The sequence below is a fragment of the Halarchaeum nitratireducens genome (assembly GCF_014647155.1).
In the GTDB taxonomy this organism is placed as follows: Archaea; Halobacteriota; Halobacteria; order Halobacteriales; family Halobacteriaceae; genus Halarchaeum; species Halarchaeum nitratireducens.
Map to the genome: position 1 here is coordinate 213845 of NZ_BMOQ01000005.1, position 26555 is coordinate 240399.

At 69.6% G+C, this 26555-nt stretch carries 30 protein-coding genes; 21 read left to right on the forward strand and 9 right to left on the reverse strand.

Features of this window, described 5'->3' with window-relative positions; translation table 11 throughout:
- Nucleotides 1-6: 6 nt before the first annotated feature.
- Nucleotides 7-1086: a PfkB family carbohydrate kinase gene (locus IEX91_RS10200; protein WP_188878767.1), complete on the forward strand. Its 1080-nt coding sequence runs from the start codon at nt 7-9 to the stop codon at nt 1084-1086.
- A gap of 218 nt (nt 1087-1304) precedes the next feature.
- Here IEX91_RS10200 and IEX91_RS10205 read toward each other — a convergent pair whose 3' ends face one another.
- The gene (locus IEX91_RS10205; RefSeq protein WP_188878768.1) at nt 1305-1640 is read right to left on the reverse strand and encodes a DUF5789 family protein; all 336 of its coding nucleotides are present in this window, start codon (nt 1638-1640) and stop codon (nt 1305-1307) included.
- 44 nt (nt 1641-1684) lie between these two features.
- Nucleotides 1685-2431, reverse strand: coding sequence for a ribonuclease H-like domain-containing protein (locus IEX91_RS10210; protein ID WP_188878769.1), 747 nt, complete (start codon nt 2429-2431; stop codon nt 1685-1687).
- Between the two features lie 113 nt (nt 2432-2544).
- On the opposite strand from IEX91_RS10210, the gene IEX91_RS10215 reads away from it, so the two are divergent.
- From IEX91_RS10215 to IEX91_RS10225, 3 genes are all read left to right on the forward strand, one after another.
- Nucleotides 2545-3921, forward strand: coding sequence for an NAD(P)/FAD-dependent oxidoreductase (locus tag IEX91_RS10215; RefSeq protein ID WP_188878770.1), 1377 nt, complete (start codon nt 2545-2547; stop codon nt 3919-3921).
- The gene (locus IEX91_RS10220) at nt 3922-4131 is read left to right on the forward strand and encodes a DUF7543 family protein (RefSeq protein ID WP_188878771.1); all 210 of its coding nucleotides are present in this window, start codon (nt 3922-3924) and stop codon (nt 4129-4131) included. It begins immediately after the preceding gene.
- 94 nt (nt 4132-4225) lie between these two features.
- Nucleotides 4226-5038 carry a PGF-CTERM sorting domain-containing protein gene (locus IEX91_RS10225; RefSeq protein WP_188878772.1) on the forward strand — a complete coding sequence of 271 codons (813 nt, stop codon included), beginning with the start codon at nt 4226-4228 and terminating at the stop codon, nt 5036-5038.
- 47 nt (nt 5039-5085) lie between these two features.
- Here IEX91_RS10225 and IEX91_RS10230 read toward each other — a convergent pair whose 3' ends face one another.
- A complete protein-coding gene (locus tag IEX91_RS10230; RefSeq protein WP_188878774.1) occupies nt 5086-6039 on the reverse strand; it encodes a mechanosensitive ion channel family protein in 954 nt (317 codons plus the stop codon).
- Between the two features lie 44 nt (nt 6040-6083).
- On the reverse strand, nt 6084-6716 hold the full coding sequence (locus IEX91_RS10235; protein WP_188878776.1) for a uracil-DNA glycosylase family protein: 633 nt from the start codon (nt 6714-6716) through the stop codon (nt 6084-6086).
- A 114-nt stretch (nt 6717-6830) separates the two neighbouring features.
- On the opposite strand from IEX91_RS10235, the gene IEX91_RS10240 reads away from it, so the two are divergent.
- On the forward strand, nt 6831-7193 hold the full coding sequence (locus tag IEX91_RS10240; protein ID WP_188878778.1) for a winged helix-turn-helix transcriptional regulator: 363 nt from the start codon (nt 6831-6833) through the stop codon (nt 7191-7193).
- Here IEX91_RS10240 and IEX91_RS10245 read toward each other — a convergent pair.
- Complete coding sequence (locus IEX91_RS10245) at nt 7190-7465, reverse strand: MarR family transcriptional regulator (protein ID WP_188878779.1); 276 nt, start codon at nt 7463-7465, stop codon at nt 7190-7192. The genes IEX91_RS10240 and IEX91_RS10245 overlap by 4 nt on opposite strands.
- Before the next feature lie 206 nt (nt 7466-7671).
- Nucleotides 7672-7905, reverse strand: a complete 234-nt coding sequence (locus IEX91_RS10250) for a heavy-metal-associated domain-containing protein (protein ID WP_188878781.1) — start codon at nt 7903-7905, stop codon at nt 7672-7674.
- A gap of 88 nt (nt 7906-7993) precedes the next feature.
- Here IEX91_RS10250 and IEX91_RS10255 point away from each other — a divergent pair, with 88 nt between their 5' ends.
- Nucleotides 7994-9652: a potassium channel family protein gene (locus tag IEX91_RS10255; protein WP_188878783.1), complete on the forward strand. Its 1659-nt coding sequence runs from the start codon at nt 7994-7996 to the stop codon at nt 9650-9652.
- A 101-nt stretch (nt 9653-9753) separates the two neighbouring features.
- Nucleotides 9754-10407, forward strand: coding sequence for an RAD55 family ATPase (locus IEX91_RS10260; protein WP_188878784.1), 654 nt, complete (start codon nt 9754-9756; stop codon nt 10405-10407).
- Nucleotides 10408-10516: 109 nt separating this feature from the next.
- Here IEX91_RS10260 and IEX91_RS10265 read toward each other — a convergent pair whose 3' ends face one another.
- From IEX91_RS10265 to ribH, 3 genes are read right to left on the reverse strand one after another with little or no spacing between them, the layout of a single operon-like run.
- Nucleotides 10517-10933 carry a GIY-YIG nuclease family protein gene (locus IEX91_RS10265; RefSeq protein WP_188878786.1) on the reverse strand — a complete coding sequence of 139 codons (417 nt, stop codon included), beginning with the start codon at nt 10931-10933 and terminating at the stop codon, nt 10517-10519.
- Nucleotides 10934-10973: 40 nt separating this feature from the next.
- A complete protein-coding gene (locus tag IEX91_RS10270; RefSeq protein ID WP_188878788.1) occupies nt 10974-12116 on the reverse strand; it encodes a pyridoxal phosphate-dependent aminotransferase in 1143 nt (380 codons plus the stop codon).
- Nucleotides 12117-12119: 3 nt separating this feature from the next.
- Entirely contained in the window at nt 12120-12530 is a 411-nt protein-coding gene (ribH, locus tag IEX91_RS10275) for a 6,7-dimethyl-8-ribityllumazine synthase (protein WP_188878790.1), read from the reverse strand.
- Between the two features lie 123 nt (nt 12531-12653).
- Here ribH and IEX91_RS10280 point away from each other — a divergent pair, with 123 nt between their 5' ends.
- The 14 genes from IEX91_RS10280 (at nt 12654) to IEX91_RS10345 (ending at nt 26519) form a co-directional block, all read left to right on the forward strand.
- Complete coding sequence (locus tag IEX91_RS10280; RefSeq protein WP_188878792.1) at nt 12654-14405, forward strand: flippase activity-associated protein Agl23; 1752 nt, start codon at nt 12654-12656, stop codon at nt 14403-14405.
- 93 nt (nt 14406-14498) lie between these two features.
- Nucleotides 14499-15623, forward strand: coding sequence for a 5-(carboxyamino)imidazole ribonucleotide synthase (locus IEX91_RS10285; protein WP_188878794.1), 1125 nt, complete (start codon nt 14499-14501; stop codon nt 15621-15623).
- A gap of 39 nt (nt 15624-15662) precedes the next feature.
- Nucleotides 15663-16250, forward strand: coding sequence for a 5-(carboxyamino)imidazole ribonucleotide mutase (purE, locus tag IEX91_RS10290; protein WP_229772845.1), 588 nt, complete (start codon nt 15663-15665; stop codon nt 16248-16250).
- A gap of 95 nt (nt 16251-16345) precedes the next feature.
- Nucleotides 16346-16741: an NADH-quinone oxidoreductase subunit A gene (locus IEX91_RS10295; RefSeq protein ID WP_188878795.1), complete on the forward strand. Its 396-nt coding sequence runs from the start codon at nt 16346-16348 to the stop codon at nt 16739-16741.
- Nucleotides 16738-17442 (forward strand): NADH-quinone oxidoreductase subunit B, encoded by a 705-nt coding sequence (locus IEX91_RS10300; RefSeq protein WP_188872812.1) that lies wholly within the window; start codon nt 16738-16740, stop codon nt 17440-17442. Before IEX91_RS10295 ends, IEX91_RS10300 begins: the two co-directional genes overlap by 4 nt.
- Nucleotides 17439-19115: an NADH-quinone oxidoreductase subunit D gene (locus IEX91_RS10305; RefSeq protein WP_188878797.1), complete on the forward strand. Its 1677-nt coding sequence runs from the start codon at nt 17439-17441 to the stop codon at nt 19113-19115. The genes IEX91_RS10300 and IEX91_RS10305 overlap by 4 nt, the downstream gene beginning before the upstream one ends.
- Complete coding sequence (locus IEX91_RS10310; RefSeq protein ID WP_188878798.1) at nt 19115-20167, forward strand: complex I subunit 1/NuoH family protein; 1053 nt, start codon at nt 19115-19117, stop codon at nt 20165-20167. The genes IEX91_RS10305 and IEX91_RS10310 overlap by 1 nt, the downstream gene beginning before the upstream one ends.
- The gene (locus IEX91_RS10315) at nt 20164-20625 is read left to right on the forward strand and encodes a NuoI/complex I 23 kDa subunit family protein (protein WP_188878799.1); all 462 of its coding nucleotides are present in this window, start codon (nt 20164-20166) and stop codon (nt 20623-20625) included. The genes IEX91_RS10310 and IEX91_RS10315 overlap by 4 nt, the downstream gene beginning before the upstream one ends.
- Nucleotides 20622-20897 (forward strand): NADH-quinone oxidoreductase subunit J, encoded by a 276-nt coding sequence (locus tag IEX91_RS10320; protein WP_188878800.1) that lies wholly within the window; start codon nt 20622-20624, stop codon nt 20895-20897. The genes IEX91_RS10315 and IEX91_RS10320 overlap by 4 nt, the downstream gene beginning before the upstream one ends.
- Nucleotides 20894-21190, forward strand: a complete 297-nt coding sequence (locus IEX91_RS10325) for a hypothetical protein (RefSeq protein ID WP_188878802.1) — start codon at nt 20894-20896, stop codon at nt 21188-21190. Before IEX91_RS10320 ends, IEX91_RS10325 begins: the two co-directional genes overlap by 4 nt.
- Complete coding sequence (gene nuoK / locus IEX91_RS10330; RefSeq protein ID WP_188878804.1) at nt 21190-21492, forward strand: NADH-quinone oxidoreductase subunit NuoK; 303 nt, start codon at nt 21190-21192, stop codon at nt 21490-21492. The genes IEX91_RS10325 and nuoK overlap by 1 nt, the downstream gene beginning before the upstream one ends.
- A 1-nt stretch (nt 21493) precedes the next feature.
- The gene (gene nuoL, locus IEX91_RS10335; protein ID WP_188878806.1) at nt 21494-23527 is read left to right on the forward strand and encodes an NADH-quinone oxidoreductase subunit L; all 2034 of its coding nucleotides are present in this window, start codon (nt 21494-21496) and stop codon (nt 23525-23527) included.
- A 1-nt stretch (nt 23528) separates the two neighbouring features.
- Nucleotides 23529-25046: a complex I subunit 4 family protein gene (locus IEX91_RS10340; protein WP_188878807.1), complete on the forward strand. Its 1518-nt coding sequence runs from the start codon at nt 23529-23531 to the stop codon at nt 25044-25046.
- Nucleotides 25047-26519 (forward strand): NADH-quinone oxidoreductase subunit N, encoded by a 1473-nt coding sequence (locus IEX91_RS10345; RefSeq protein ID WP_188878809.1) that lies wholly within the window; start codon nt 25047-25049, stop codon nt 26517-26519.
- The last annotated feature ends 36 nt before the right edge of the window (nt 26520-26555 follow it).

Below are 26555 nucleotides of genomic sequence, written 5' to 3' on the forward strand. Positions count from 1 at the left end.
TCGGTGATGGAGGACATCGCGAACGCGCTCGCGCGCGAGGCGGCCGTCTCGGTGACGTGCCTGCCGGACGGGAGCGTCGACCGGCGCTACGCGGTCGAGGACGCCGCGGGCGACGTCGAGACGCGCCGCGACCTCGGCCGACGGATCGCGGCCGGCCACGCGAAGTCGTTCCGCGTCGAGCACGAGGGGACCGCCCCCGGCGGACAGGCGGTGAACGCCGCGCGACAGCTTCACGCCCTCGGCGCGACGACGACGCTCTACGGCCACCTCGGTCACGCGGTCTTCGACGGCCTCCCGTTCGCCGCGCACTCGATGGGCCGGCCGGCCGACGTCGCCGTCTTCGAGTTCGACGACGACGCGGTGATGTTCACGGAGGAGTCGTCGGCCATCGCCGACTGGGACCTCGACGACCTCGACGCCGTCGCCGGCGGCGATCCGTTCGACGCCGACGCGGTCGTGTGGACGAACTGGGCGTCGACGGGGAACGGAACGGCGGCGTTGCGGGCGCTCGCGGAGCGCGACCGCGCGGCCGAAGACGGGACTGCGGACGAGGGAGCGACGCGCGGCCGCGATCGCCGGTGGCTCGTCGTCGACCCCGGCGACGTGACGGCGTGCGAGCGCGACGCCGTCGGCCCGTTCCTCGACGCGCTCGCGGCGCTCGATCCCTTCGACGTCGCGTTGAGCATCAACGACGACGAGCTCGCCTTTCTCGCGGACTCGATCGACGGCGGGACGGACGCGGCCCGCGGGAGCGTGGCCGGGACCGACGTCCGCGCCGCGCGCCTCGAATTCGTCCGCGAGCGCGGCTCCCTCGACCTCGCAGTGGTCCACGCCGCCGATGCGGCCGTGGCGCGCGACGCGAGCGGGACGACGCGGTGTCCGAACCTCACCGTCGACGCGCGGCGGTACACGGGCGGCGGCGACCGTTTCAGCGCGGGGTTGGCGTACGCGCTCGCGGCCGACTGGACGCTCGGCGAGGCGTTGACGCTCGCCAACGCCTGCGCGACGTTCTACGTCTCCCACGCCGAGACCGCCGGCACCGAACGCCTCGCGGCGTGGCTCGCCGAGCGGGACGCGGGCGTCTGACGACGCCCCCGGCTCCCTTCGACCCCGCGTCGAGAGGGCGACCCGCGTGACCCCCTCTCGCTGATCGACCCGCGGTCGACGACGCCGCCGACTCCGGTGCGCCCGGTGAGCGCTCGCCGGACACCGTCGTCTCACGGTTCGATCGAGCGATCGACCGACGGGCGTGGTGCCGCGGGGTCGATTCGGGACGGCGTCGGAGAGAGGTGAAGCGTTCGGCGTCAGAACGAGGGGATGAGCGAGCGCACGAAGCCGACGATCCCGCCGGGCCCCGACTGCCGCGCGTCCTCGAAGACGGGATGCAGGGCGTTCAGGAGGTCGCGGCGCGACTCGTAGCGCCGCTGATCGGTGCGTTCGAGCGCCGTCGAGAGCGCGAGCGTGCGTCCGCCCGTGTCGATCGGGACGTCGGGGTCGCCGGTCGCGTTGACGACCGTCTGCCGGTCGACCGGGTAGGAGAGATCCGCGCCGGCGAGGAACTCCTCGACGGCCGCGATACCGAACGTTACGACCGTCGGTTCGTCGTCGGTGTCGTCGCTCGGGGGCGGGCGAGCAGCCATGGAGTGACCTGACGGACGCTACTTCCGAAAGCGCTACGGTCGACTCATTCGGTCGGGAACGCCCGCTCGTGCAGGCCCGCGGTGACGCGCTCGGCGAGCGCGCGGAGGTTCACGGCGTCGTAGCGGTTGTACTCGACGAGGCGATCGAGGGCGCCTTCGTCGTTCTCGCGCTCGTAGCGCCGCCAGAGGCGGACGGCTTCGCGGCCGTCGACGCCCTCGACCCCCTCGCGGTCGAGACCGAGTTCGGCCTCGATGGCTTTCAGTCCGCCCGTGAGGTCGAGGCGCTTGCAGGGGTACATGAGATCGAGGTGAGGGGTGGTGACGTCGAGGTCGAAACTCGCCTCCAGGAAGGGCGCGTCGAAGCGCTTGCCGTTGAAGGAAACGAGGAGGGCCGCGTCGTCGAGTTCGGCGCGGACGTTCCCGGCGGTGAGGTCGTCGCCGCGGACGAGCGTCGTCGTCTCGCCGTCCCGGTGGAAGCTGACCGTCGTCACGTCGTTCGTCGCGGCGTCCAAGCCGGTCGTCTCGATGTCGAAGAAGCAGGCGTCCTCGGCGAAGTTCTCGTAGGTCCGCCAGAGCTCGCCGTCGGGGAGCGTCTCGGCGAAGAAGTCGGCGTCACCGGCCGCGAGGCGGTCGCGGGCGTCGCCGATGTAGGCCTCGACCGCCCGGCCGGTCTTCTCGCCGAGGTGGTCGGGGTCGAAGTCGTCCCAATGACGGACGCCGTCCGCCCAGAGCGACCGCTCGGTGCGCTCGCCGACGCCGTCGACCGCGATGAAGGAGTTCTCGACGCGCATATCGGTCCGTAGTCGCGGACGCGTATGAGTGCTACGCAGCGCGCGCCCGCGAGTCGTCGATCGGTCCGTCGTGAGTTGAAGCCTTTTTGTCAGCGCGCACAGTGGGGGTGCGTATGAACCACGTAGACGTGGCCGTCGTCGGCGGCGGACCCGCCGGCACGTCGGCCGCCGAACGGGCGGCCGCCGAGGGGGCCTCGACTGTCGTCTTCGAGACCGGCGTCCCGCGCGCGGACCGGGATCGCCTCGGGCCGGACTCGACAGACGCCGCCGGATTCCTCGACTACTGGGTGGACATCGCCGACCTCGACGTGGACGCCCTCCCGGAGGACGTCGTCCAGTGCGAGCTCGACGACGCGGAGTTCATCGGCCCCGAGGAGTCGGTGTCCGTCGACCGGACCGGGATCGAGTCGTCGTACGACGGCTTCGGGTTCACGTTCCAGCGCGCGAAGCTCGACGACTGGCTCCGCGAGCGCGCGGAGGACGCGGGCGCCGACTACCGCGTCGGGACCAGCGTCACGGACGTCGAGACGGACCTCTCGGACGGCCACGAGCACACGCTCACGCTCTCGAACGGCGAGGAGTGGACGGCGGAGTTCGTGATCCTCGCGGACGGCCCGCAGCGCCGCGTCACCATCCCCGTTCTCGATCGGTTCCTCCCCGCCGGGGAGTCGGCGAGCGAGCGGCTGAGCCCGCCGAAGACGAACCACATCGCCTACCAGGAGTACAGGCGGTTCCCGGAGGGGGTCCTCGACTCGCGCAGCATCAAGTTCTGGTGGGGGTGGATGCCGGGCGAGACGGCCTACCCGTGGGTGTTCCCGAACGCGGATAACGTCGCGCGCGTCGGGCTCACGATGCCGATCGGGATGGATCTGGAGGGGATCGAGACGAGCGACTACCGACTCCTCAACGAGGACGACGAGTCGATCCCGAACGGGGGCGAGTACATCCGGCGGCTCCTCGAGGAGCTCTACGGCGACGAGTACGACGTCGAGTCGGACTTCCCGGTCGTCGAGGAGGGCTACGGGAAGTCGAAGGGGACCGAAACGTACTCGATCTCCTCGACGCGGCCGATCGACTCGCCGACCGCGGCCGGCATCGCCGTCGTCGGCGGTGCGATGGGTACCACCTCCGCGTTCCACGAGGGCGGCGATCACGTCGCCATTCGGACCGGCAAGATCGCGGGCGAGCTCGCCGCGCTCGATCGGCTGGAGGCCTACAACGACGCGTGGAAGGACGCGATCGGCGACGAGATCCTGCGGAACGTCGCCATCGCCGATGTCGTCGAGGAGTACGGGCCCGACGACTGGGACACCGCGTTTCGCGTCTGCCGACAGATGCTCGACTCGGCGGACTCCGGGAAGATCGTCACGCGCAAGAACGCGAGCGTCGGTCTCGACGGGCTCCGCCTCTACAAGAACTACAAGAGCGCGAAGTTCCGCTACCGGAAGGGCAAGTACACGCAACTGCGCGAGGCCGAGTACCGCTACTAGATGGAGTGGCACGAGACGGCTCCCGACGTGGGCACGCGCTGGGAGCGCGGGGACGGTCACGCGGTCGTGTCGGTCCGTCAGACGGCGACCGGTGAGTGGGCGGTGACGTACGACCGGCTCCGGCAGGCCCCTGAGGGCGAGGCGTACCGTCGGGAGACGTGCGAGACGGAAGCGGACGCGCTGGCGCTCGCGGCGGAGTGGCGGGACTGACGCTTCCGGCCGGTCGGACGCGCGATGGCCGCGCGCTCGCCTTTCGTACTTCGAAACGACTTTGTTACGGCCGATAGTCAACGTAACTCACAGTATGACTAGTCGCATCTCACGCAGTCTCATCGCTGCGCTCCTCGCACTCACCGTCGTCGTCGGGGCCTCGGGCCTCGCCGCCGCCGCGAACACCGCAACCATCTCCGCGGAGCCGAGCACGCCCGGCGACGCCTCGACGCACACCGTCACCGAGACCGTCGGGAGCACGCTCAACACGTCCTCCTGGAACGGCTTCGCCGTCGACTACACGAACACGAGCGCCGACGCGAGCAACGTCAGCGCCGCCGACGTGCAGGCCATCGGCATCGACCGCGACGGGAACAGCTCCGGCGCGGCCGTCGACGTGAACGCCTCCGACGACCTCGAAGGCGTCTCCGTCAGCAACAACGGCGGCACGGTCACGTTCAGCCTCGGCGGCTCCTACAGCCTCTACGAGGGTGACGAGGTCGTCCTCGTCTACGGCAACGTCACGAACCCCGACGCCGGGACGCACAACGTCACGGCCGACATCAACCCGCAGTCCAGCGGGAGCGAGGCCGTCGCGTCGCTGACGGTCGAGAACGCGACGTCGGAGAACGAGACGACCACGACGACCACGAACGCCTCCACGACGACCACCAGTACGACGTCGACGACCGAGGAGACGTCCACGACGACCACGGAGACGACGACGATGACGTCCACGAACGCCTCCACGACGTCCACCAGCACGACGTCGACGACCGAGGAGACGTCCACGACGACCACGGAGAGCACCGAGGAGACGAGTAGCGGCTCCTCGCCCGGCTTCGGTGCCGGCCTCGCGCTCGTCGCGCTCGCCGGTGCGGCGCTCGTCGCCGCCCGCGAGCGCTAACGACTCGAACGCCCGCCGATCCGCTTTTTTGGCGTCGCGCTCGCCCGTTAGCGATTGCGACCGACCGGGAACGCGACGCGCTCCGGGTTCTCGTTGAAGCGCGCGATGATCCGCCGGTAGAGCTCGTTCTTCGTCCGTCGGCCGCGCTTGGGCGGGACGAGATACCGCAGACGAAGCGTGACGAACGTCCCCTCCGGATCGACGTTGACGCTCGGCCGCTCGTTCACTTCGAGCTCGACCGGCGTCTCGGCGAGCTGTTCGCGGTAGTCGGCGACGGCGCGCGCCATCTGCTCGCCGAGCAGCTCCTCGGCGACGGCGCGCATCTCCCCGCTGGCGAAGTCGAGATCGGTCTCGTAGGCGACCTGTACCGACACCTCGTTCCAGACGTAGGGGAACGATTCGCGGCTGAAGTTCGTCACGCCCGTCGAGAGCACGACGCTGTTCGGGACGGTGATGTGTCGCCCGGAGGGCTGATTCGAGGTGACGAGCCCGCCGTCGATCTCCCACAGCGTCGTGACGAGGAAGTCCACGTCGATCACGTCGCCCATCTCGTCGTCGATGGCGACCCGATCGCCCACCTGATACGGCTCTTTCGCCATGATGTAGACCCAGCCGAAGAGCGAGAGCAGCGGCTGCTGGAGGGCGAACGTGACGGCGAAGCCGGCGACGCCGAGTGAGACGAGCGCCGGCACCCAGCGGTCGGTGACGACGCCGAGCACCGCGATCGTCCCGACGACGGCGGTGGCCAATCGGAGGATCGAGCGGAGCTTGTGTCGCTCGACCTTATCGGCGGTGCGGTGGGCGAGGAACGAGCCGACGAGGACGTACGCGCCATAGCACCCGCAGCCGACGGCGCACGCGAGGAACGCGCGTCCGATGAGCTCGCCGTAGGTGTAGCCGTAGCCGATCGCGCCGGCGAGCGCGCCGCCGGCGTCGAGTGCGAGGCTGCCGGCTATCGCACAGCCGACGGCGAGACAGAGCGCGGCGTACCCACGTTGCACGCCACGCCCTGCGGCGGGCCGGCACAAAAAACCGGCCGGTCGGGCTATCGCACCAGGTACGGGTCGGGGCCGGTGAGGAAGCGCCCGAGGTCGGATTCGCGCCGGTAGTCGCGGGCCTTGAGGTCAGCGAGCGCGGCCGCGAGCGCCTCGTCGTCCCCCTCTTCCCACTCCCGGGGATCGCGGACGGGGACGACGAGGAAGCCGCTACCGTGGATCTCCTCGCCGTGTCGCGCGGCCATGTCGTCCGTGTCCACCTTCCCGAGGCGGGCCGTGTACTCCGCGAGGACGTGCTCGGTCGCCGCGCGGCCGACCGGGAGGAGGACGTGGGCCGTGATCGCGCGCAGTTCCGCGTCGAAGAACGGCTCCATCTCGGCGTAGTCAGCGGCGCTCGGCTCGCCGTCGACCACCCCCATGTGGCGGTAGGAGACGAAGAGGTCGTCCACGGTCGGTTCGTCACCCGGTTCGGCGACGAGGTCGACGGCCGCGAGGGCGTGTTGGAGGCGGACGGCCGCGTCGGTCCCGGTGAACGGGACGCCGGTGTCGGCGCCGCCGTGCGCACCCGGGTGATCGCCGACGACGTGGAAGTCGGCGTTCGCGTCGCCGTAGCCCGGGACGTACGCTTCCGCGTCCGGCCGCATCCCGAACGGGTTGCTCGTCCGGTCCGTGACGTTCTCCATACGTACACGTGGCGATGCGCGAATAAGAACGATGTGCTTCGCCCGGTCGGCTACGGACGGGTAACCCCCTTTCTAGAGGTAACCTTTTTTCCCGTCGGGGTCTCCAGCGTACGTGTGAGCAAGACCGAGCGGCTCGAGATCCAATGTCCCGGGGACGACTGGTGTCCCATCACCGCCACCGCGACGCTCATCGGCAAGAAGTGGCACCCGGTCATCATCCACCGCCTGCTCGTCAACGGGCCGGCGGGGTTCAACGAGCTACAGGACGAGGTCGATGGGATCTCCAGTAAGGTGCTCTCCGAGAGCCTCGACGACCTCGAAGCGAAGGGCCTGCTCGACCGGGAAGTCATCGAGGAGAAGCCGGTCCGCGTGCGCTACTCGCTCACGGAGACGGGCGAATCGCTCGAAACGGTCGTGCTGGCGCTCGCCGAGTGGGGCGACGAGCACCTCGAAGCCGGAACCGAAGCGACGCCTTAATCGAGGAGCGCCGCGCTCTGTTCGTCCGCCGCGTCCGCGTCCGCCTCCGTCTCGACGTCGAGCTGATAGAGGTTCTGTCGAGCGTCCGGGATGTAGATGTCCTTCTGGACGACGCCGCTCTCCTGCAGTCGTTCGAGGGCGTCTCGAACGGTCCGCTGGGAGAGACGGGATTTCTCGACGATCTCCTTCTGCGTCAGCCCACCGTTGTACTCGAGTACCTTCAGAACGAGTTTCGCGCTCGGCGGGAGGTCTTGGACCGTCTCTTCGTTCATCGTATTCGATGGAAGGTGCGCCACCACTATAGTACCTCGGTAACGCCTGCGTGAGGGGGTTACCTGCAGGTAACTGGGGTGGCGCGTCCCGCCGGCCGCGCCGCGACTCGTCCCCCGTCCACCCCCGCATCGAGCGGTCCGGATGGCCGTCGCTGGGCGGGCGTCGTGCCTCCGAGAAATCGCGGTCGGTCGCGGCGCGGGTCGCCCTACTCCTCGTCGTCATCCGAGACCGGCTCGGCGCCGGTGACCTCGGCCTCGTAGCCGGCGCGCTCGACCTTCCCGACGAGTTCGTCGGGATCGACGTCGCCCTCGACCGTCGCCTCGCCCGACGCCAGATCGACGTCGACGTCGCCCGCACCCGACGCCTCGGAGAGCGCGCCGGAGACGATGTCGACACAGCCGTCGCAACCCATTCCGCGGACGCGGAGTTTCGTGACCATACCACCGCTTGGACCGGCAGCCCTTAGGGCGTTGTGGGCCGCGGCGAGTGCACGGAGTTATACGACTGCCGCCGCTATTCCGGTTCGGATGAACGCCCAACAGCGACGGGCCGCGGGCTACGTCGCTCTGCTCGTGACCGTCACGGTCGCCTTTACCCTCGCCTACCAGTGGGGGATGGCGTACCTCGAGGGGCGCCCGGTGACGCTTATCCACGCCCTCGAGGTGACCGTCCAGTCGTTCACCTCGACGGGATACGGCGAGGACGCCCCGTGGGCGACAGCGCCGATGCACGTGCTCGTCATACTGATGCAGCTCGCCGGGCTCGTCCTCCTCGTGCTCACGCTCCCGCTGTTCGCCGCGCCGTGGGTCGAGCGTCGCCTCGAAGTCGATCCGCCGACGTCGAGCGACCTCACCGATCACGTCGTCGTCGCCGGCTTCTCGGCGCGCGGCGAGACGCTCATCGACGAGCTCGCCGCCGCCGGCGTCCCGTACGTCCTCCTCGTCGACGACCGTGAGGCCGCCCGCCGCCACCACGAGGTCGGGCGCTCCGTCGTCTTCGCCGACCCCGAGACGACCGGGGGGTTCGACGCCGCGAACGTCAGCGCCGCGCGCAGCGTCGTCCTCGACGACACCGACGAGGCGAACGCGATGATGGCGCTCTCCGTCCGCGCCGTCGACGACGACGTGCGGATCGTCAGCTTCGCCGAGGACCCCGACGTCGAGACGTACCTCGAATACGCGGGCGCGGACGAGGTGCTCAGCCCGCACGACATCCTCGGGCGCTCGCTCGCGGACAAGGTGACCGCGACCGTCAGCGCCGACCTCGGCGAGACCGTCACCATCGGGGAGGACTTCGTCATCGCCGAGATGCCGATCCAGTCCGGGAGCGACCTCGACGGCGTGACGATCGCCGAGAGCGGGATCCGCGAGCGCGCCGGCGCCCACGTCGTCGGCGCGTGGTTCGAGGGCGAGTTCGTCGGCGGTCCCGACCCCGAGCGGTCCATCAGCCGCGACACGATCCTGCTGGTCGCCGGCGCCGAGTCGGACCTCGAATCGCTGAAGGGGGAGACGATCGCCGAGCACCGATCGCACGCCTACAACCCGGTCGTCATCGCCGGCCACGGTGAGGTCGGCTCGACCGTCAAGAACGTCCTCGACAGACGCGGGGTCGAGAACACCGTCGTCGACGCCGAGGACGCGCGCGCGGTCGACGTCGTCGGTGACGTCTCGGACCCGAGCGTCCTCGACGAGGCCGGCGTCGACGAGGCGGCCGCGCTCGTTCTCGCACTCGGTGAGGACGCGGACACCGTCTTCGCCACGCTCGTCGCGCGCGAGGCGGAGATCGATCTCGACATCGTCGCCCGCGTCGACGAGGCCGACGCCGCCCCGAAGGTGTACGCCGCCGGCGCGGACTACGTCATGGCGCTCGCCACCGTCAGCGGCCGGATGCTCGCGGACACCGTTCTCGGCGAGAACGTCATGAGCCTCGACACCGGCGTCACGATCGTCAACACGGTCGCGCCCGACCTCGCCGGGCGCACGCTCGCCGGCGCGGACGTTCGCGATCGAACCGGCTGCACCGTCATCGCCGTCGAGCGCGACGGCGACGTTCGGACCGCCCTCCCGCCCGATTTCGAGTTCCGCGCCGACGACCGCCTCATCGTCGCCGGAACCGACGAGGACGTCGCCTCGTTCAACGAGTTCGCCGGCTCCGTCGGCGCCGCCGAAGCGATCGTCGACGACTGAGTCATCCAGCGTTTGGCCGCTATCCCGCACATACTTATGTTGGCTGGGCATAGACGACCCAAGGACAGCATCGAGAGGAGATGTCGGTACACCCAGCAGACATGCCATACAAGATCGACGGCGCCCTCCCGCCGGAGTTGCTTACGGACGTCGAACCCGGCACGAACTTGCTCGTCAGCGGCCCGGCGATGTCGGGCAAGCGACAGCTCCTGCTGAAGCTCCTCGCCCGCGGCGAGAGCGAGGGCGAGGGCTCCGTCGTCGTCACCTCGCGGAACCCCGCCGACGACGTCGTCGACGCCTACCGGGGCGTCCGACCGAGCGACGGCCACGACTTCTTCCGCATCATCGACTGCGTCGGCTCCGAGACGAACGTCGACGGCGTACGCGTCCACGACGTCTCCTCGCCCGGCGACCTCACCGGTATCGGGATCGAGTTCTCAGAGATCGCCCGCGAGGCCGAGGAGGCCGATCTCGGACGCGTCCGCGTCGGCTTCGACTCGCTCTCCCCGCTCCTCATGTACGTCGACCTCCAGCGGCTCTTCCGCTTCCTCCACGTCTTCACCAGTCAGATCCAGAGCCGCGATTGGCTCGGCCTCTTCGCCATCGACCCGGACAGCCACGACCAACAGGAGGTCAACACCATCAGCCAGCTCTTCGACGGGATCATCGAGATCCGCCTCGCGGACGGCGGCGGCCGCGAAGCACGCGCCCGCGGCGTCACCGACACGCCCACCGACTGGATCGCGCTCGACTGACCGACGTGGCTACTCCCTCTCTCCTCCTCTCTGCCGCCGAGTGCGATCGCCGCGTCACGTCGAGCGACCGACGAACCGTCCTGATCCGCACACCGCACCGGTCCGCGTCTCACCGCACCGACTCGTGTTCCTCGCTCGCGACGGCCGCGAGCGTCTCGCGCTCCGCCGCGTACGCGACGTGCGTCCCGCAATCGCAGTCCGAGGCCCCGAGGCCGGGGACCGGCTCGCCCGCGTCGGCCAGCGCCCGGGCGACGTCGCACTCGCGGTCCGCGTCCTCGGTGACGAAGACGGCGTCGAGGCGCGTCCCCGGGTCGCCGGTGAGGTAGTCCACGTGCCAGTGGCGGACGTCGTGCTCGCCCGACGCGACGCGGCGGTGGCGCTCGACGCGCGAGAGGCCGCCGGGGCCGAACGCCGAGCCGGTGTAGGCGTACCAGCCCCGATCGAGGCGGCGCTCGCCGGCCGCGCCGAAGGCGATCGTCGCGGGTGCTGAACGCGAGAGGAGAAGCGTGTACGTGCCGGGGCTCACGTCCCGCTGGGGACGGACGCCGGCGGCAAAAGCGCGGGGGTCAGAGGTAGCCCTCGGCGTCGAGGCGCTCGACGGCCTCGGCGAGGCGCTGCTTGCTGTTCGCGTACGAGACGCGGGCGAACCCGGGCGCGCCGAACGCGGACCCGGGGACGGTGGCGACGTGCGCGTCCTCCAGGGCGTTCGTACACCACGACTGGTCGTCGTTGTCGACGGGGAGCATCATGTAGAACGCCCCGTCGGGCGTCGCGGGTTCGACGCCGTGCTCGGCGAGGAGGTCGAGGAGGAACTCGCGGCGCTCGCTGAACGCCTCGACCATCTCCTCGACGGCCGTGTCGGTGTTCTCCAGGGCCTCGACGCCCGCGTACTGGACGAAGTGCGTCGCGGAGGAGACGGAGTGCGACTGGATCTTCCCCGCCTCGTCGACGATGTCGTCGGGCGCGGCGAGGTAGCCGAGGCGCCACCCGGTCATCGAGTAGGCCTTCGAGAAGCCGTTGATCGTGACCGTGCGCTCGTACATCCCGTCGAGGCCGGCGAGGCTGACGTGCTCCGCACCGTAGTTGATGTGCTGGTAGATCTCGTCGGAGATGACGGTGACGTCGTGCTCGACGGCGAGATCGCGCACGCCCTCCATCGCCTCCCGACTGTAGACGGCGCCCGTCGGGTTGTTCGGGGAGTTGACGACGAGGAGCGTCGTCTCGTCGCTCACCGCGTCCGCGAGGTCGTCGAGCGCGGGTTCGAGCTGGAAGCCGTGTCCGGCGAGATCGACGCGCGTCAGGTCCCCGCCGGCCATCTTCGCCATCGCCTCGTAGGAGACCCACGCGGGATCGAGGAGGACGACCTCGTCGCCCTCGTCGACGACGGTCTGGAAGGTCTCGAAGAGCGCCTGCTTCGCGCCGGGCGTGACGATGACGTTCCCCGCCTCGTAGCCGAGGCCGTCGTCCTGCAGCTTGGCCGCGATTGCCTCGCGGAGTTCGGGCACGCCGTTCGACGGCGCGTACCCCGTATCGCCGCGTTCGAGCGACGTCTCGCTCGCCTCCACGATGTTCGCCGGGGTGTCGAAGTCGGGTTCGCCGACCGAGAGGTCGACGACGTCCTTCCCGTCCGCTTCGAGTTCCTTCGCGAGGTTGCTCACCGCGAGCGTCGCGCTCGGTTCGACACGCGTGATTCGATCTGCGAATTCCATGTGTTAGAGGTCCTCCAGTGTGTCCGCGAGTGCGAGGGCGCTCTCGACGGCCTCGGCGCCCTTCTCGATCCGCTCTCTGGCCTCGGCACCGGACATCCCCGGGCCCGAGACGCCGAGGGTGACGGGCACGTCGCGATCGACGCTCACCTCGCTGAGCGTCGAGGCGACGGCGTGGCCGATCACCTCGTCGTGGTCGGTGTCACCGGTCACGATGGCGCCGAGCACCGCGACGGCGTCGACGTCGGCACGCCGGGCGAGCCGGTCCGCGGCCAGCGGCGCGTCGTACGCGCCGGGTACGTGAACGGTCTCCGCGACCGTCGCGCCCGCGTCGGCGGCGGCGTCGCGCGCGGCCTCCTCCATGCCCTCGGTGACGCTGCGGTTGAACTCGGCGACGACCAGTCCCAGGGACACCATGTGCGAACCGTCCACCCGGGCCGGCAAAACGGTACCGTTCTCGCGTGCGCGGCGCGCCCGCACGCCCCCGTCGCCGTCGGCTTCAGAAACAGTTACCCCGGCCCGCCACGAGGCTCCGCACAGATGTCCGACTCGGATCGTCGCGTCGCCGTCACCGTCCTCGCCGTGACGGCGGTCGCGCTCGTCGCCCGATTCGCCTCGCTCGGCGCGCGCGTCGCTCACTGGGACGAGGGGCGCGTCGGCTACTGGGTGCTGCGCTACGCCGAGACCGGCGCGTACACCTATCACCCGATCGTCCACGGCCCGTTCCTCTTCCACGTGAACCGCGTCGTCTTCGAGACGCTCGGCGCGAGCGACCTCACGATGCGCGCCGTCGTCGCCGTCACCGGCGGCCTCCTCCCCCTGACGGCGTGGCTCCTCCGCGAGCGTCTCTCCGGGGCCGAGACCGTGACGCTCGCCGTCGCGTTCGCCGCGAACCCGCTCCTCCTCTACTACTCTCGGTTCATGCGCAGCGACGTCCTCGTCGCCGCGTTCGCGTTCGCCGCGTTCGCGTTCTTCGTCCGCGCGTACGACACCGGTCTGCGCCGACACCTGTACGCCGGCGCGCTCGCCTTGGGCCTCGCCTTCACGACCAAGGAGAACGCCCTCGTCTACGCCGCCTGCTGGGTCGGCGCGCTCGGCCTCCTGCTCGACTGGGTCCTCGTCCGGGCGCGCGTCCGCGACCGGAGCGCCGTCGCCGTTCTCGCCGAGCGCGGCGTCGCCGTCGGGCGCGGCCTGCGGGCGTGGACGCGCCATCTCGTCGGCGCCGTCGTCGGTTTCTCCGTCGTCCTCGTCGTCTTCTACGCCCCCCGCCCCGAGTTCGGGCACGCGCTCGCGAACCCCGCGTTGCTTCCCGACGTCATCGCGCGGGCGACGGTCGGGTCCGTCGGGAAGTTCGCGGACACGTGGGTCGGCGGCCACTCGCACAGCTACGTCCACTTCTTCGTCCACGACCTCGGGACGCTGGCCGGGGGCGCGCTCGTGCTCTCCGGCCTCGCCGTCGTCGGCTTCCTCCACGACCGATACACGGGCGACGGCCCGCGGCCGCTCGTCGCCTTCGCGGGCTACTGGGGCGGCGCGTCGCTCGTCATCTACCCCGCCATCTCCGACATCACCGCGCCGTGGGCGATGATTCACGTCGTCGTCCCGCTCGCCGTCCCGGCCGCCGTCGGCGGCGGCCTGCTCGTCTCCGGGCTCTCGTGGCCGGCGGACGCAGACGTCAGGCGGCGGGTGCGCGCCGTCGACGCCGGGGCGGTCGTCGCCGTCCTCCTGATCGTCGCCCTCCTCGGCTGGAGCGTCGCCACGGGCGTCGGCGCGGCGTTCGTCCACCCCCAACAGCCCGGCCCGCTCGTCCAGTACGGCCAGCCGAACGCCGAGATGACCGACACGCTCGCCGAGATCGACGGCGCGGTCGCGGCGAACGCGAACGCCGCGGGTCCGGACGTCCTCTACTACGGCGGGCACTTCTACGCGGCTTCGGAGCCGTCGGCGGCGCCGGACGAGTCGTTCTCCGAGCCCGGCCACTGGACGCGACGCCTTCCCCTCCCGTGGTACTTCGAGGCCATGGGCGCCGAGACGGCGAGCGTCGGTCATCCCGACGCGCTGAACGATACGACCGCGCCCGTTGTCGTCACGCGTGCGCGGAACTACGACGTCGTCGCCCCGAAGCTGGAGGGGTACGAGGCCACGACGTACCGGCTCACCGCGACGGACACGCCGACGGTGTTCTTCGTGCGCAACGACACGGCGAGCGGGGCCGGGAGCGTCGACGCCGCGACCGTCCGGTCGCCGTCGGGCGAGGCGACCCCGGCGAGGGCGACGACCGCGAGCCGGTAACGCGCACGTCGCCAGCCGCGACGACAGCACGTTCGTGAACACTTGGCGTGTGATTCGGCAACCCTTATGCACTCCCCTCGACACCCATCGGGTATGCAGACGCCACCCGGAACCACGCTCGGCGTCGTCGGCGGCGGCCAACTCGGCAGAATGCTCGCGGAGGCCGCCTCGCCGCTCGGCGTCGACGTGGTCGTCCTCGACCCGACGCCCGACTGCCCCGCGGCGACTCCCGCCGCCGACCACGTCCTGGGCGACTTCGACGACCCCGAGGCGTTCGCCGAACTCGTCGAGCGCGCGGACGCGCTCACCTTCGAGATCGAGCTCGCGGACCCGGAGCTGCTCGCCGACGTCGACGTCCCCGTCCACCCGAAGCCGTGGACGCTGCGGACGACCGAGGACAAGCTCGCGGAGAAGGAGGCCCTCGACGAGGCCGGCGTGCCCGTGCCCGCGTATCGCCGCGTGGACGACGCCGCGGCGTTGGAGGAGGCCTTCGACGACCTCGGTGCCCCGCTGATGTTGAAAGCCCGCCACGGCGGCTACGACGGCCGCGGGAACCACGTCACGGAGACGGTCGCGGACGCGGAGGACTACTTCGACGACCTGGAGGGGTTGGTCGCCGAGGAGCTCCTCGATTTCGAGCGCGAGCTCTCCGCGATCGGCGCGAAGGGGGCGAGCGAGGAGACGCAGTTCCCGATCGTCGAGAACGTCCACGAGGACGAGATCCTCCGGGAGACGCGCGTGCCCCCGGCGGCGGGCGACGACGTCGTGGCCGAGGCGCGCGGCATCGTCTCCGACGTGCTCGACGTCCTCCGCGGACGCGGCGTCTACGGCGTCGAGCTCTTCGAGGTCGACGATGACGTGCTCGTGAACGAGATCGCGCCGCGCCCGCACAACTCAGGGCATTACACCATCGAGGGCGCGGTCACGTCGCAGTTCGAGCAGCACGTTCGCGCGGTGCTCGGTCTCCCGCTCGGCGATCCGAGCCTGCGGGACCCGACGGCGATGGTGAACGTGCTCGGCGACGTCGCGGAGACCAAGCCCGCGGACCTCTTGGGCGTTCCCGAGGCGCTCGCCGTGCCGACCGCCGCGCTCCACTGGTACGGGAAGCACGACGTGCGCCCGCTGCGGAAGATGGGACACGTCACCGCGCTCGGCGAGGACGCCAAGGCGGCCAGCCAGCGCGCGAACGAAGCGCGTAACGCCCTCGGATTCGAGTGATCGAACGTGACGACGACTGACCACGACGAGACGGACGCGGTGGCCCAGCTCTGCGAGGAGTTCTACGAGGAGGCCGAGCGCGAGCGCGAGCGGACGCCCGACGTGGGAATCGTGATGGGGAGCGACTCCGACCTCCCGGCGATGCGCGGCGCGTCCGAGGCGCTCACGGCGTTGGGGTTCGCCGAGGTGACGGACTACGACGACCCGCCCGAGGAACGATTCACCTTCGAGTCGTACGTCGTCTCCGCACACCGGACGCCCGACCTGCTGTACGCGTACGCGGAAACGGCCGAGGCGCGCGGCCTAGACGTGATCATCGCGGGCGCGGGCGGGAAGTCCGCGGACCTCCCGAACATGACGGCCTCGATCGCGTTCCCGGTCCCGGTCATCGGCGTGCCGGTGCAGGAGAAGTCCGTCGACTCCGTCATCGGCATGCCGACCGGCGCACCCCTCACGGCCGTCGACGCGGGGAAGTCCTACAACGCCGCGCTCTCCGCCGCACAAGTGTTGTCACGGGAACACGACGAGCTGCGCGATCGACTCGTCGCCCTCCACGACGACCGGCGCGACGGCGTCGCGGACGTCTCGCGTCGCCTGCACGAACTCGGCACCGAGAAATTCGAGTAGAGAGTCTGAAAGCCACGTATTCTCGGGTTTCGGCAGTATCGTAAAGAATCAACGCTTATACGCGTGGGGGGTGAAGTCCGGCGTGATACGGAACGATGAACGAATGGATCGCCGTCGGCGTGTTCGCCGTCGTCGCCGCCTCGATACCCGCCGTGATGGTGAGCGCGTCGAGGCTGCTGCGGCCGAGCGTGCCGGAGAAAGGGAAGAAAGCCGTCTACGAGAGCGGTGAGGTCCCGACGGGCGGAACGCGACTCAACTTCAACATCCAGTACTACATGGTCGCGCTCCTCTTCGTCGTCTTCGACATCGAGACCGTCCTGATCTTCCCGTGGACCGTCGTCTATCAGGACGCCGTCGGCGCCGCCGGCCTCGGGTCGGCGCTCGCCCCGATGCTGGTCTTCATCGCCGTCCTCGTAGTCGGGCTCGGTTGGGCGTGGCGCACCGGCGTCATCCGCTGGGTGTCGAGCGCAAACACGGAGTTCAACACATGAGTAGCGATCACCCCCGCGACGACATCATCGACACGACCGCACCGCAGACGAAGACCCGCGAGGACCGCATGTCCGAGGTCGACTCGCGGTTCAACTCGACCCTGCGTGAGGCCTTCGGCTCGACGCCGTTCGTCCTCACGAAGTTCGACGCGTTCATGGACTGGGTCCGGGGCTCCTCGATGTTCATGCTCCAGTTCGGGATCGCGTGTTGCAGCATCGAGATGATGCACACGTACGCGGTCAAACACGACCTCGATCGCTTCGGCTCCGGCGTCCCCCGCGCGTCGCCGCGCCAGGCGGACGTGATGATCGTTCCCGGAACGATCGTCTCCAAGTTCGCCCCGCGGATGAAGCGCGTCTACGATCAGATGCCCGAGCCGAAGTTCGTCGTGAACATGGGCAGCTGTTCGACCTCCGGTGGTCCCTTCCAGCAGGGGTACAACGTCGTGAAGGGCGCCGAGGAGGTCATCCCGGTCGACATCCACATCCCGGGCTGTCCGCCCCGCCCCGAGGCGCTCGTCTACGGCATCGCCAAACTCCAAGAGCGCGTCAAGAACGGCGAGACGTCGCCCGTGACGGTGAAGCCGTACGAACTCGAACAGTTCGGCGACCTCGAGAAGGACGAACTCGTGGAGAAGCTCGCCGACGACATCGACGAGGAGACCCTCGTCATGCGGTACAATTGGGCCGATTCGCCATGAGCAAGACTGAAGAGCCGGCGGAGGACGCCGAGCCGGAGGCGACCGAGCCGGTCGGCGCCGTGGATTACGACGCGCTCGAGGCGCTGCTCGGTGACGCCGTCGTGCGCCGCGAGAGCCACCTCAACGCCGAGGCGTTCGTCGTCCGCGCCGACCGCGTGCAGGACGCCCTCTCGACGCTCAAGGTCGAGGCGGGCTTCGATCACCTCTCGAACGTCTCCGCGCAGGAGTACCACGACCGCTTCGAGTCGATCTACCACCTGAAGAAGTACGACGACCCGACGCAGGAGGTGAGCGTCGTCGTGCCGACGCCCCGGGACGACCCGGTGAGTCAGAGCGCGGAGCCGGTCTTCCGCACCGCCGACTGGCACGAGCGCGAGGCGTACGATCTGGTGGGAATCGACTACGACGAGCACCCGGACCTCCGTCGCATCCTCCTCCCGGAGACGTGGCAGGGCCACCCGCTCGGGCGCGACTACAACCAGGACAAACCCCAGATCGTCGAGTTCGAGGAGAACGTCAATCCGCTCGCCGACGACCACCGGGAGTCCGACACGATGCTCGTCAACATCGGTCCCCACCACCCGGCGACGCACGGCGTCCTCCACCTCGAGACCGTCCTCGACGGCGAGACCGTCCTCGACGTCGAACCCGACATCGGCTACCTGCATCGCTGCGAGGAGCAGATGGCCCAATCTGGCACGTATCGCCACCAGATCATGCCGTACCCCGACCGCTGGGACTACGGCTCCGCCGGCATCCTGAACGAGTGGGCGTACGCGCGCGTCGCCGAGGACTTAAACGACATCGAGGTCCCCGAGTACGCGCAGGTCGTCCGCACGATGAGCGCCGAGCTCTGTCGGATCGCCGCTCACCTGCTGGCGCTCGGGACGTTCTGCCTCGACATCTACGGCGACTTCACCGCCATCTTCATGTACGCGATGCGGGACCGGGAGGTCGTTCAGAACATCCTCGAAGAGCTCACCGGCCAGCGGATGATGTTCAACTACCTCCGTCTGGGAGGCGTCGTCTGGGACCTCCCCGAGTCCCGCGAGGAGTTCTTCGAGATGGTCCGGGAGTTCCTCGCCGAGCTCCCGAGCCGCGTCGACGAGTACCACGACCTCATCACGGAGAACGAACTCTTCCAGCTCCGGACGGTCGGGACGGGGGTCCTCGACGCCGAGACCGCAAAGCAGTACGGCGTCACGGGTCCCGTCGCACGCGCCTCCGGGATCGACTACGACCTCCGGCGCGACGACCCCTACGGGTATTACGAACACCTCGACTGGGACGTGATCACGGACGACGGCGGCGACAACTACTCGCGCCTGCTCGTCCGGATGCGCGAGGTCGAGCAGTCCGCGCGCATCATCCAGCAGTGCGTCGATCTCCTAGAGGAGTGGCCGGAGGACGAGCGCGAGATCCAGGCGAACGTCCCGCGGACGCTCAACCCCGAACCCGACGCCGAGGTCTACCGCGCCGTCGAGGGCGCGAAGGGCGAACTCGGCATCTACATCCGCTCTGACGGAACGGACAAGCCCGCGCGCTTCAAGATCCGGAGCCCCTGTTTCAGCAACCTCCAGGCGCTCCCGGAGATGGCGCGCGGTGAGTACGTTCCGGACCTCGTCGCCACGCTCGGGAGCCTCGACATCATCCTCGGTGAGGTGGACCGCTGATGGCGACGACGCCGGTTTCGATCGCCGAGTGGCTCGGCTACGCGACGGCGCCGCTCTGGCTGCAGATCGTCCTCGCCGCCGTCGTCTCCGGTGTCGTCGTCACGGTCATGCTGACGACGTCCGCGCTCGCGGGCCCGTGGGCGAAACGGAAGATCACCGCGATGTTCACCGATCGGATCGCCATCAATCGTAACGGTCCGGCGGGGATCTTCACGATCGCCGCCGACGCGGTCCGGCTGATGTCGAAGGAGCTCATCATCCCCGACGGCGCGGACCGGCCGGCGTTCGACATCGCGCCGGCCGTCCTCCCGCTGTCCGCGCTGCTCGGGTTCGCCGTCATCCCGATGGGGAGCGGCCTCCAGCTCGCGGACCCGGAGATCGGCCTCGTCTACGTCTTCGCCGTCTCCAGCATCGCCAGCGTCGGCATGGTCGTCGGCGGGTACGCCTCCGGGAACAAGTACTCCCTGCTCGGCTCGATGCGCTCGGTCGCGGAGAGCATCGCCTACGAGATCCCCCTCGTCATCACGGCCGCCTCGGTCGTGTTGCTCGCCGGGACGCTGCGGCTGAGCGACATCGTCGCGGCCCAACAGGGCACGCTCGTCTCGCTCGGCCCAATCGCCATCCCGGCGTGGTACGGTTTCCTCAACCCCTTCGCGCTCGCGCTGTTCCTCGTGGCGAGCCTCGCGGAGGTCGGGCGCAACCCCTTCGACATCGGCGAGGCGCCGACCGAGATCGTCGGCGGGTACATCACCGAGTACTCAAGCATCTACTTCGTCCTCTTCTTCCTCGGCGAGTTCCTCCACATCTTCCTCAGCGCCGCGGTGCTCACGACGCTGTTCCTCGGCGGCCCCGCCGGGCCCGGCCCGGCGTGGCTCGGCATCGTCTGGTTCGGCGTGAAGATCTGGGCGGTCTTCCTCTTCACGCAGTGGTGTCGCGCGGCCGTCCCGCGCGTCCGCATCGACCAGATGCTCGAGATCGGCTGGAAAGGACTCCTCGTCCTCTCCTTCGCGAACCTGGTGCTCACGGCCATCATCGTGGGAGTGATAGCATGATCGGACTCCTCAAGTCGATGGCGACGACGATGAAACACGCACTGGACGGCAAGACGTTCACCGTCGAGTACCCCGAGGAGGCCCCCGACGTCTCCCCGCGGTTCCGCGGCATCCACAAGTTCAGCCAGGAGCGCTGTATCTGGTGTCGCCAGTGCGAGAAGGTGTGTCCGAACGACACCATCCAGATCGTCACCGACGACAAACGGCAGGGCGAACAGTACAACCTCCACGTCGCGCAGTGCATCTACTGCCGGCTCTGCGAGGAGGTCTGCCCCGTGGACGCCATCCTCCTCACGGAGAACTTCGAGTTCACGGGCGACACGAAACACGATCTCGTCTACAACAAAGAACAGCTCGGGAACGTCCCGTGGTACAAGGACATCGACCCCCTCGCGTCGCGCGAACCGGATCGCGGCGCGTGGGTCGGTGAGGGCGACGGGGAGGTCGACTACCAGTGAGCACGCTCGAACTCGCGGCGTTCGCGGCGTTCGCGCTCGTGACGCTCGGCTTCAGCGCCGGCGTCGTCCTCTCGAAGCACGCGTGGCACGCCGCGCTCTCGCTGGGCGGCGCGCTGTTGAGCGTCGCGGTCCACTACGTGATGCTCGAGGCGGCGTTCGTCGCCGCGATGCAGGTGCTCGTCTACGTCGGCGGCGTGCTCGTCCTGCTGGCGTTCGCCGTCATGCTCACCGACGACGCGGGCGACGAGGAGAACGAGGAGGTGGTCGCATGACGTCTCGCCCCGAGCTGGCGACGGACGCGAACCTCGCTCGCGGTGTGGGTGCGCTCGCCCTCTTCGTCGTGCTCGCCGGCGCGTTCCTCGCCGCCGACTTCGGGAGCGCCGCGTGGTTCCCCGCGGACGCCCCGATGACCGAGGGGATCGGCTACGCGCTCATCGGCCTCGCCGGGGAGACGCCGCTCCTCTCGAACGGCTTCCTCGCGGCGTTCGAGATCGTCGACGTCGTGCTCGTCGCGGCCGTCGTCGCCGCGATCACGCTCGCGCGCAGGGACGGAGGTGAGCGCTGATGGTCCCCCTCGAATACTACCTGCTGTTCTCGGCGGCGATGTTCTGCATCGGCGTCTTCGGCGTCCTCGCGCGCCGGAACGCGCTCGTCTACCTCATGAGCGTCGAGCTCATGCTCAACGCCGCGAACGTCGTCTTCGTCGCGTCGAGCGCGCACTACGGGACGATCAGCGGGCAGGTCTTCAGCCTGTTCACGATGGCCCTCGCCGCCGCGGAAGTCGCCGTCGGCGTCGGGATCGTCCTCGTCGCGTACCGGAAGTTCAAAGACATCGACATCACGAATCCGACGAGTATGAGGTGGTAAGATGGCGGACGTAACCGCAGCCGTCACCGCGATTCCACTGGTGCCGTTCGCGGCGTTCCTCGTCGCGCTCCTCGTCGGCCACTACGCGCCCCGCGCCCTTCCGAAGGGCGGCGCGCTTCCCGGGATCGCCGCGACCGCGATCTCGCTCGTGCTCTCCGTGTGGGCGTTCCTCACGGTAGGCGCGGGCGGAGCGACGGTCTCGCAGGTCTGGACGTGGGTCCCGGCCGCGAACGACTCGTTCGCGCTGACGTTCGGGCTCCTCCTCGATCCGCTGTCGGCGCTGATGGTCGTCGTCGTCTCCGGGGTCTCCCTGCTCGTCCACGTCTTCAGCCTCGGCTACATGAACGACGAGGGCGAGACCGGGCTCGCGCGGTACTACGCCGGCCTCGGACTGTTCACGGCGAGCATGCTCGCGTTCGCGCTCGCGTCGAACCTCCTGCAGGCCTTCGTCTTCTTCGAGCTCGTCGGCTTCTGCTCGTGGTGGCTCATCGGCCACTGGTTCCGCGAGCCCGGCCCGGCCTCGGCCGCGAAGAAGGCGTTCCTCGTGACGCGCTTCGGCGACTACTTCCTGCTCGTCGGCCTCGTCGGCGTCCTCGGGACGTTCGGAACGGCCGCGTTCGCGGGCGACGCGTCCTTCCCGGCGCTCGCGCACGCAGCCCTCGAAGGCGAGGCGAGCGTGAACACGTTCGGCGTCGATCCCGCGACGTGGTTCACGATCCTCGGCCTCCTGATCCTCGGCGGCGTGATCGGGAAGTCCGCGCAGTTCCCGCTCCAGACGTGGCTTCCCGACGCGATGGAGGGCCCGACGCCGGTCTCTGCGCTCATCCACGCCGCGACGATGGTCGCCGCGGGCGTCTACCTCGTCGCCCGGCTGTACGGCTTCTACGCGCTCACGCCGACGGCCCTCACCGTCATCGCCCTCGTGGGCGGGTTCACGGCGCTGTTCGCCGCGACGATGGCGCTCGTGAAGCGCGAGATCAAGCAGGTGCTCGCTTACTCGACGATCAGTCAATACGGGTATATCATGCTCGGCCTCGGCTCCGGCGGCTACGTCGCGGGCGTCTTCCACCTGCTGACCCACGCGACGTTCAAGGCGCTCTTGTTCCTCGGCGCCGGCGCGGTCATCATCGCCATGCACCACGACGAGGACATGTGGAAGATGGGCGGGCTCAAGGATCGGATGCCGACGGTCTACTGGGCGTTCCTCTCCGGGTCGCTCGCGCTCGCCGGCATCGTGCCGTTCGCGGGGTTCTGGTCGAAGGACGCCGTGCTCCATCACGCGCTCACCGTCGGTCTCGGCGGCCAGCCGCTCGTGCTGTTCGCGTACCTCATGGGGCTCGTCGCCGTCGCGTTCACGGGGTTCTACACCTTCCGGATGGTGTTCCTCACCTTCCACGGCGAACCGCGTTCCGAGACGGCGCGCGACGCCGACGCGGCCTCGGCGAACATGCGCGTTCCGGTGGCGATCCTCGGCGTCCTCGCCGCGGTCGTCGGGCTCGTCAACGTCGACCCGCTGAAGGGCGTCGTCGGTGAACGCCTGCTGTTCCTCGAACGCTGGCTGAACGGGCCGCTACCGGGTCTCGCCGGTGCGACGGCCGAGCACTATCATGAGCTCGTCGTCGACGTCGCGGGGTTCCACGGTGCGACCGTCAGCCCCGTCGTCTCCGCCGTCGTGTCGCTCGTCTTCGCGCTCACGGGCGTCGCGCTCGCGTGGACGTGGTACAACGTCCCCGAGCCCGTCGAGAAGACGGACGCCCTCGGTCCGGCGAAGACGGTCCTGTACAACAACTACTACCAAGACGAGTTCCAGACGTGGCTCGCGACCGGCGTCACCGAACCGCTCGCCAACGCGGTGGACGTCTTCGACGCGAGCGTCGTCGACGGCGTCGTGAACGGCGTCTCCTCGACGAGCCTCGTCGCGTCCGATCGCCTGCGGCGCGTCCAGACCGGCGTCGTGACGACGTACACGACACAGCTCGTCTTCGGGCTCGTCGTCTTGCTCCTCATCGTCCTCCTCCTCGGGGGGTGGTTCTGACATGCTCGTAGAAGCCCTACTCGCCGTCACGTTCGTCGCCGCGTTCGCCGTGCTCCTCGCACCGGCACGGTACGCCGGTCGCATCGCGGCCGTGTTGAGTCTCGTCCCGCTCGTCGGGAGCCTCTACGCCTACGCCGCGTTCGACGGGGCGGGGAACGCGCTGCTCGGCGGGACGCCCGCCTTCGAGACGGTCGTCCCGTGGGTCGACATCGGCGGCTACGCCGTCGACTGGCACGTCGGCCTCGACGGCATCAGCCTCCCGCTCGTCGTGCTCACCGCCGTTCTGACGACGGTCGCTATCGTCGCGGCCCGGGGCGAGATCGAGGGGCGGCGCTCGCTGTTCTACGCGCTCCTCCTGTTCACGGAGGCGAGCCTGATCGGCGTCTTCTCGGCGCTCGACTTCTTCCTCTGGTTCGTCTTCTGGGAGTTCGTCCTCGTGCCGATGTACCTGCTCGTCGCGGTGTACGGCGGGCCGCGGCGGCGCTACGCCGCGATCAAGTTCTTCGTCTACACGAACGTGGCGAGCCTCGTGTTGTTCGTCGGCTTCGTCATGCTCGTCGTTGCGACGCCCGTCGAGAGCTTCGGCCTCGCGGCCGTCGCCGAGGCGGTCCGGTCGGGCGCGGTCACGGGCGCCTTCGGCCTCTCCGCGAGCGCCGTCACCGGCGTCGCGTTCCTCGCGCTCTTCTTCGGCTTCGCCGTCAAGAGCGCGTTCGTCCCGTTCCACACGTGGCTCCCGGACGCGTACACGGAGGCTCCGACGCCCGTCACCGTGTTGCTCGCGGGCGTCGTCACGAAGATGGGGACGTACTCGCTGCTGCGCTTCAACGTCACGATGTTCCCCGACCTGATCCGGCAGTGGGCGCTCCCGCTCGCGCTCCTCGCCGTTCTCACCGTCCTCTACGGCTCGCTCGCGGCGCTCGCACAGCGCGACGCCAAGCGACTCGTCGCCTACACGTCGATCCCGTCGATGGGCTTCGTGCTCCTCGGCAGCGTCGCCGCGACGAACTACGGGCTCGCCGGCGCGACGTTCCAGATGGTGAGCCACGGCCTGCTCGTGAGCGTGCTCTTCCTCGCCGTCGGATACGTCGAGGACGCGACCGGCACGCGCATGATCAACAAGCTGAGCGGGCTCGCCGATCGGCTTCCGGTGACAGCGGCGGTGCTCGTCGCCGGCGCGTTCGGCTACATGGGCCTCCCGCTCATGTCCGGTTTCGCCGGCGAGTTCTTCGTCTTCACGGGCTCGTTCGCCGCGCCGTACCCGCACGCGCAGCTCGTCACCGCGGCCGCGATGTTCGGGATCGTCGTCGTCGCCGGCTACCTCCTGCGGCTCCTCCAGGGCGTCCTCATGGGTCCGTTCGAGGCGCCGACGACGGTCACGCCGCGTTCGCGGCGCGACCTCGCGCCCGCGGTCGCCCTCGTCCTCCTCTCGATCTACCTCGGGGTCGCCCCCGGGACGCTGATGGGGGCGATTCAGGACGCTGTCGGTGCGTTCGTCGCGGTCTTCGGAGGTGGTCTCTAAATGGCGCTTCCCGCACTCACCCCGCAGTACGTCCTCGGTCTCGCCGCACTGCTCGTCCTCGTCGTTGACGCGTTCGCGCCGACGTCGCGGAAGAACGGCCTGCTCGCCGGCGTCACGGCGCTCGCGGGCGTGGTGAGCGCCGGCGTCGCCGCGTGGCTCTTCGCGGGCGGGACGGGGCGGACGACGCTCTTCGACGGCGCGCTCGCCGTCGACGCCTCGACGTCGTTCTTCACGGCCGTCTTCGGCTGTGTCGCGGCGCTCGTCGCCGCCGCGAGCTACGACTACGTCCGCGACGAACCCAATCAGTCGGCCTACTACGCGCTCGTCCTGTTCGCCACCGCCGGGATGAGCGTCATGGCGGCCGCGAACTCGCTCGTTACGGCGTTCCTCGCGCTCGAACTCGTCAGCCTCCCGGCGTACGCGCTCGTCGCGTTCCTCAAGCGCAATGCGGGGAGCGCCGAGGCGGGGCTGAAGTACTTCGTCGTCGGCGCGCTCTCCTCGGGGATCCTCGTCTACGGGATCAGCCTCGTCTATGCCGCGACGGGCGTCTTCGGTTTCGAGGCGCTCGCGGCGGCCGTACAGGGGAACGCACACGTCACCGTGCTCGGTGCCGGCGTCGTCATGCTGATCGGCGGCTTCGCGTTCAAGACCGCGAGCGTGCCCTTCCACTTCTGGGCCCCCGAGGCCTACGAGGGGGCGCCCGCGCCGGTCAGCGCGTTCCTCTCGTCGGCGTCGAAGGCCGCCGGCTTCGTGCTCGCGTTCCGCGTCTTCCTGCTCGCCTTCCCGCTCGCGGCCTTCGAGGCGCTCGGCATCCCGTGGACGCTCGTCTTCGCCGTGCTCGCCGTCCTCACGATGACGCTCGGCAACGTCGCGGCGGCGACGCAGACGAACGTCAAGCGGATGCTCGCGTACTCCAGCATCGGGCACGCGGGCTACGCGCTCATCGGTCTCGCGGCCCTCTCCGGGCCGGCGTCGAGCGACATCGCGGTCGTCGGGGCGAGCTTCGCTCACCTGTTCGTCTACGGCTTCACGAACACCGGCGCGTTCCTCGTCGTCGCGCTCGCCGAGCGCTGGGGCGTCGGGCGCACCTTCGAGGACTACGCCGGTCTCGGGCGCTCCGCGCCGGTCGCCTCGGCGGCGCTCGCCGTCCTGCTCTTCGGCCTCGCCGGCCTCCCGGTCGGCGGTGGCTTCTGGACGAAATACGCGCTCTTCCTCGGCGCCGTCCAGTCCGGTCTCTGGTGGCTCGCCGCCGTCGGGATCGTCAACAGCGCGCTCTCGCTGTTCTACTACAGTCGGCTCGTCAAGGCCGTCTGGGTCGACGCCCCCGACGAGACCGGCGTCGCCCGCGAGCGCCCGACGGGCATCTACGCCGCCGTCGTCGTCGCCACCGTCGTCACCGTCGTGCTCCTCGTCGCCCCCGACCTCGTCTTCTCGTGGGCGGACGCGGCGGCACGCGCGCTCGTGAGCGCGTAAGCGACGGAGACGGCAGGCTTTACTGCCCGTCGGCAC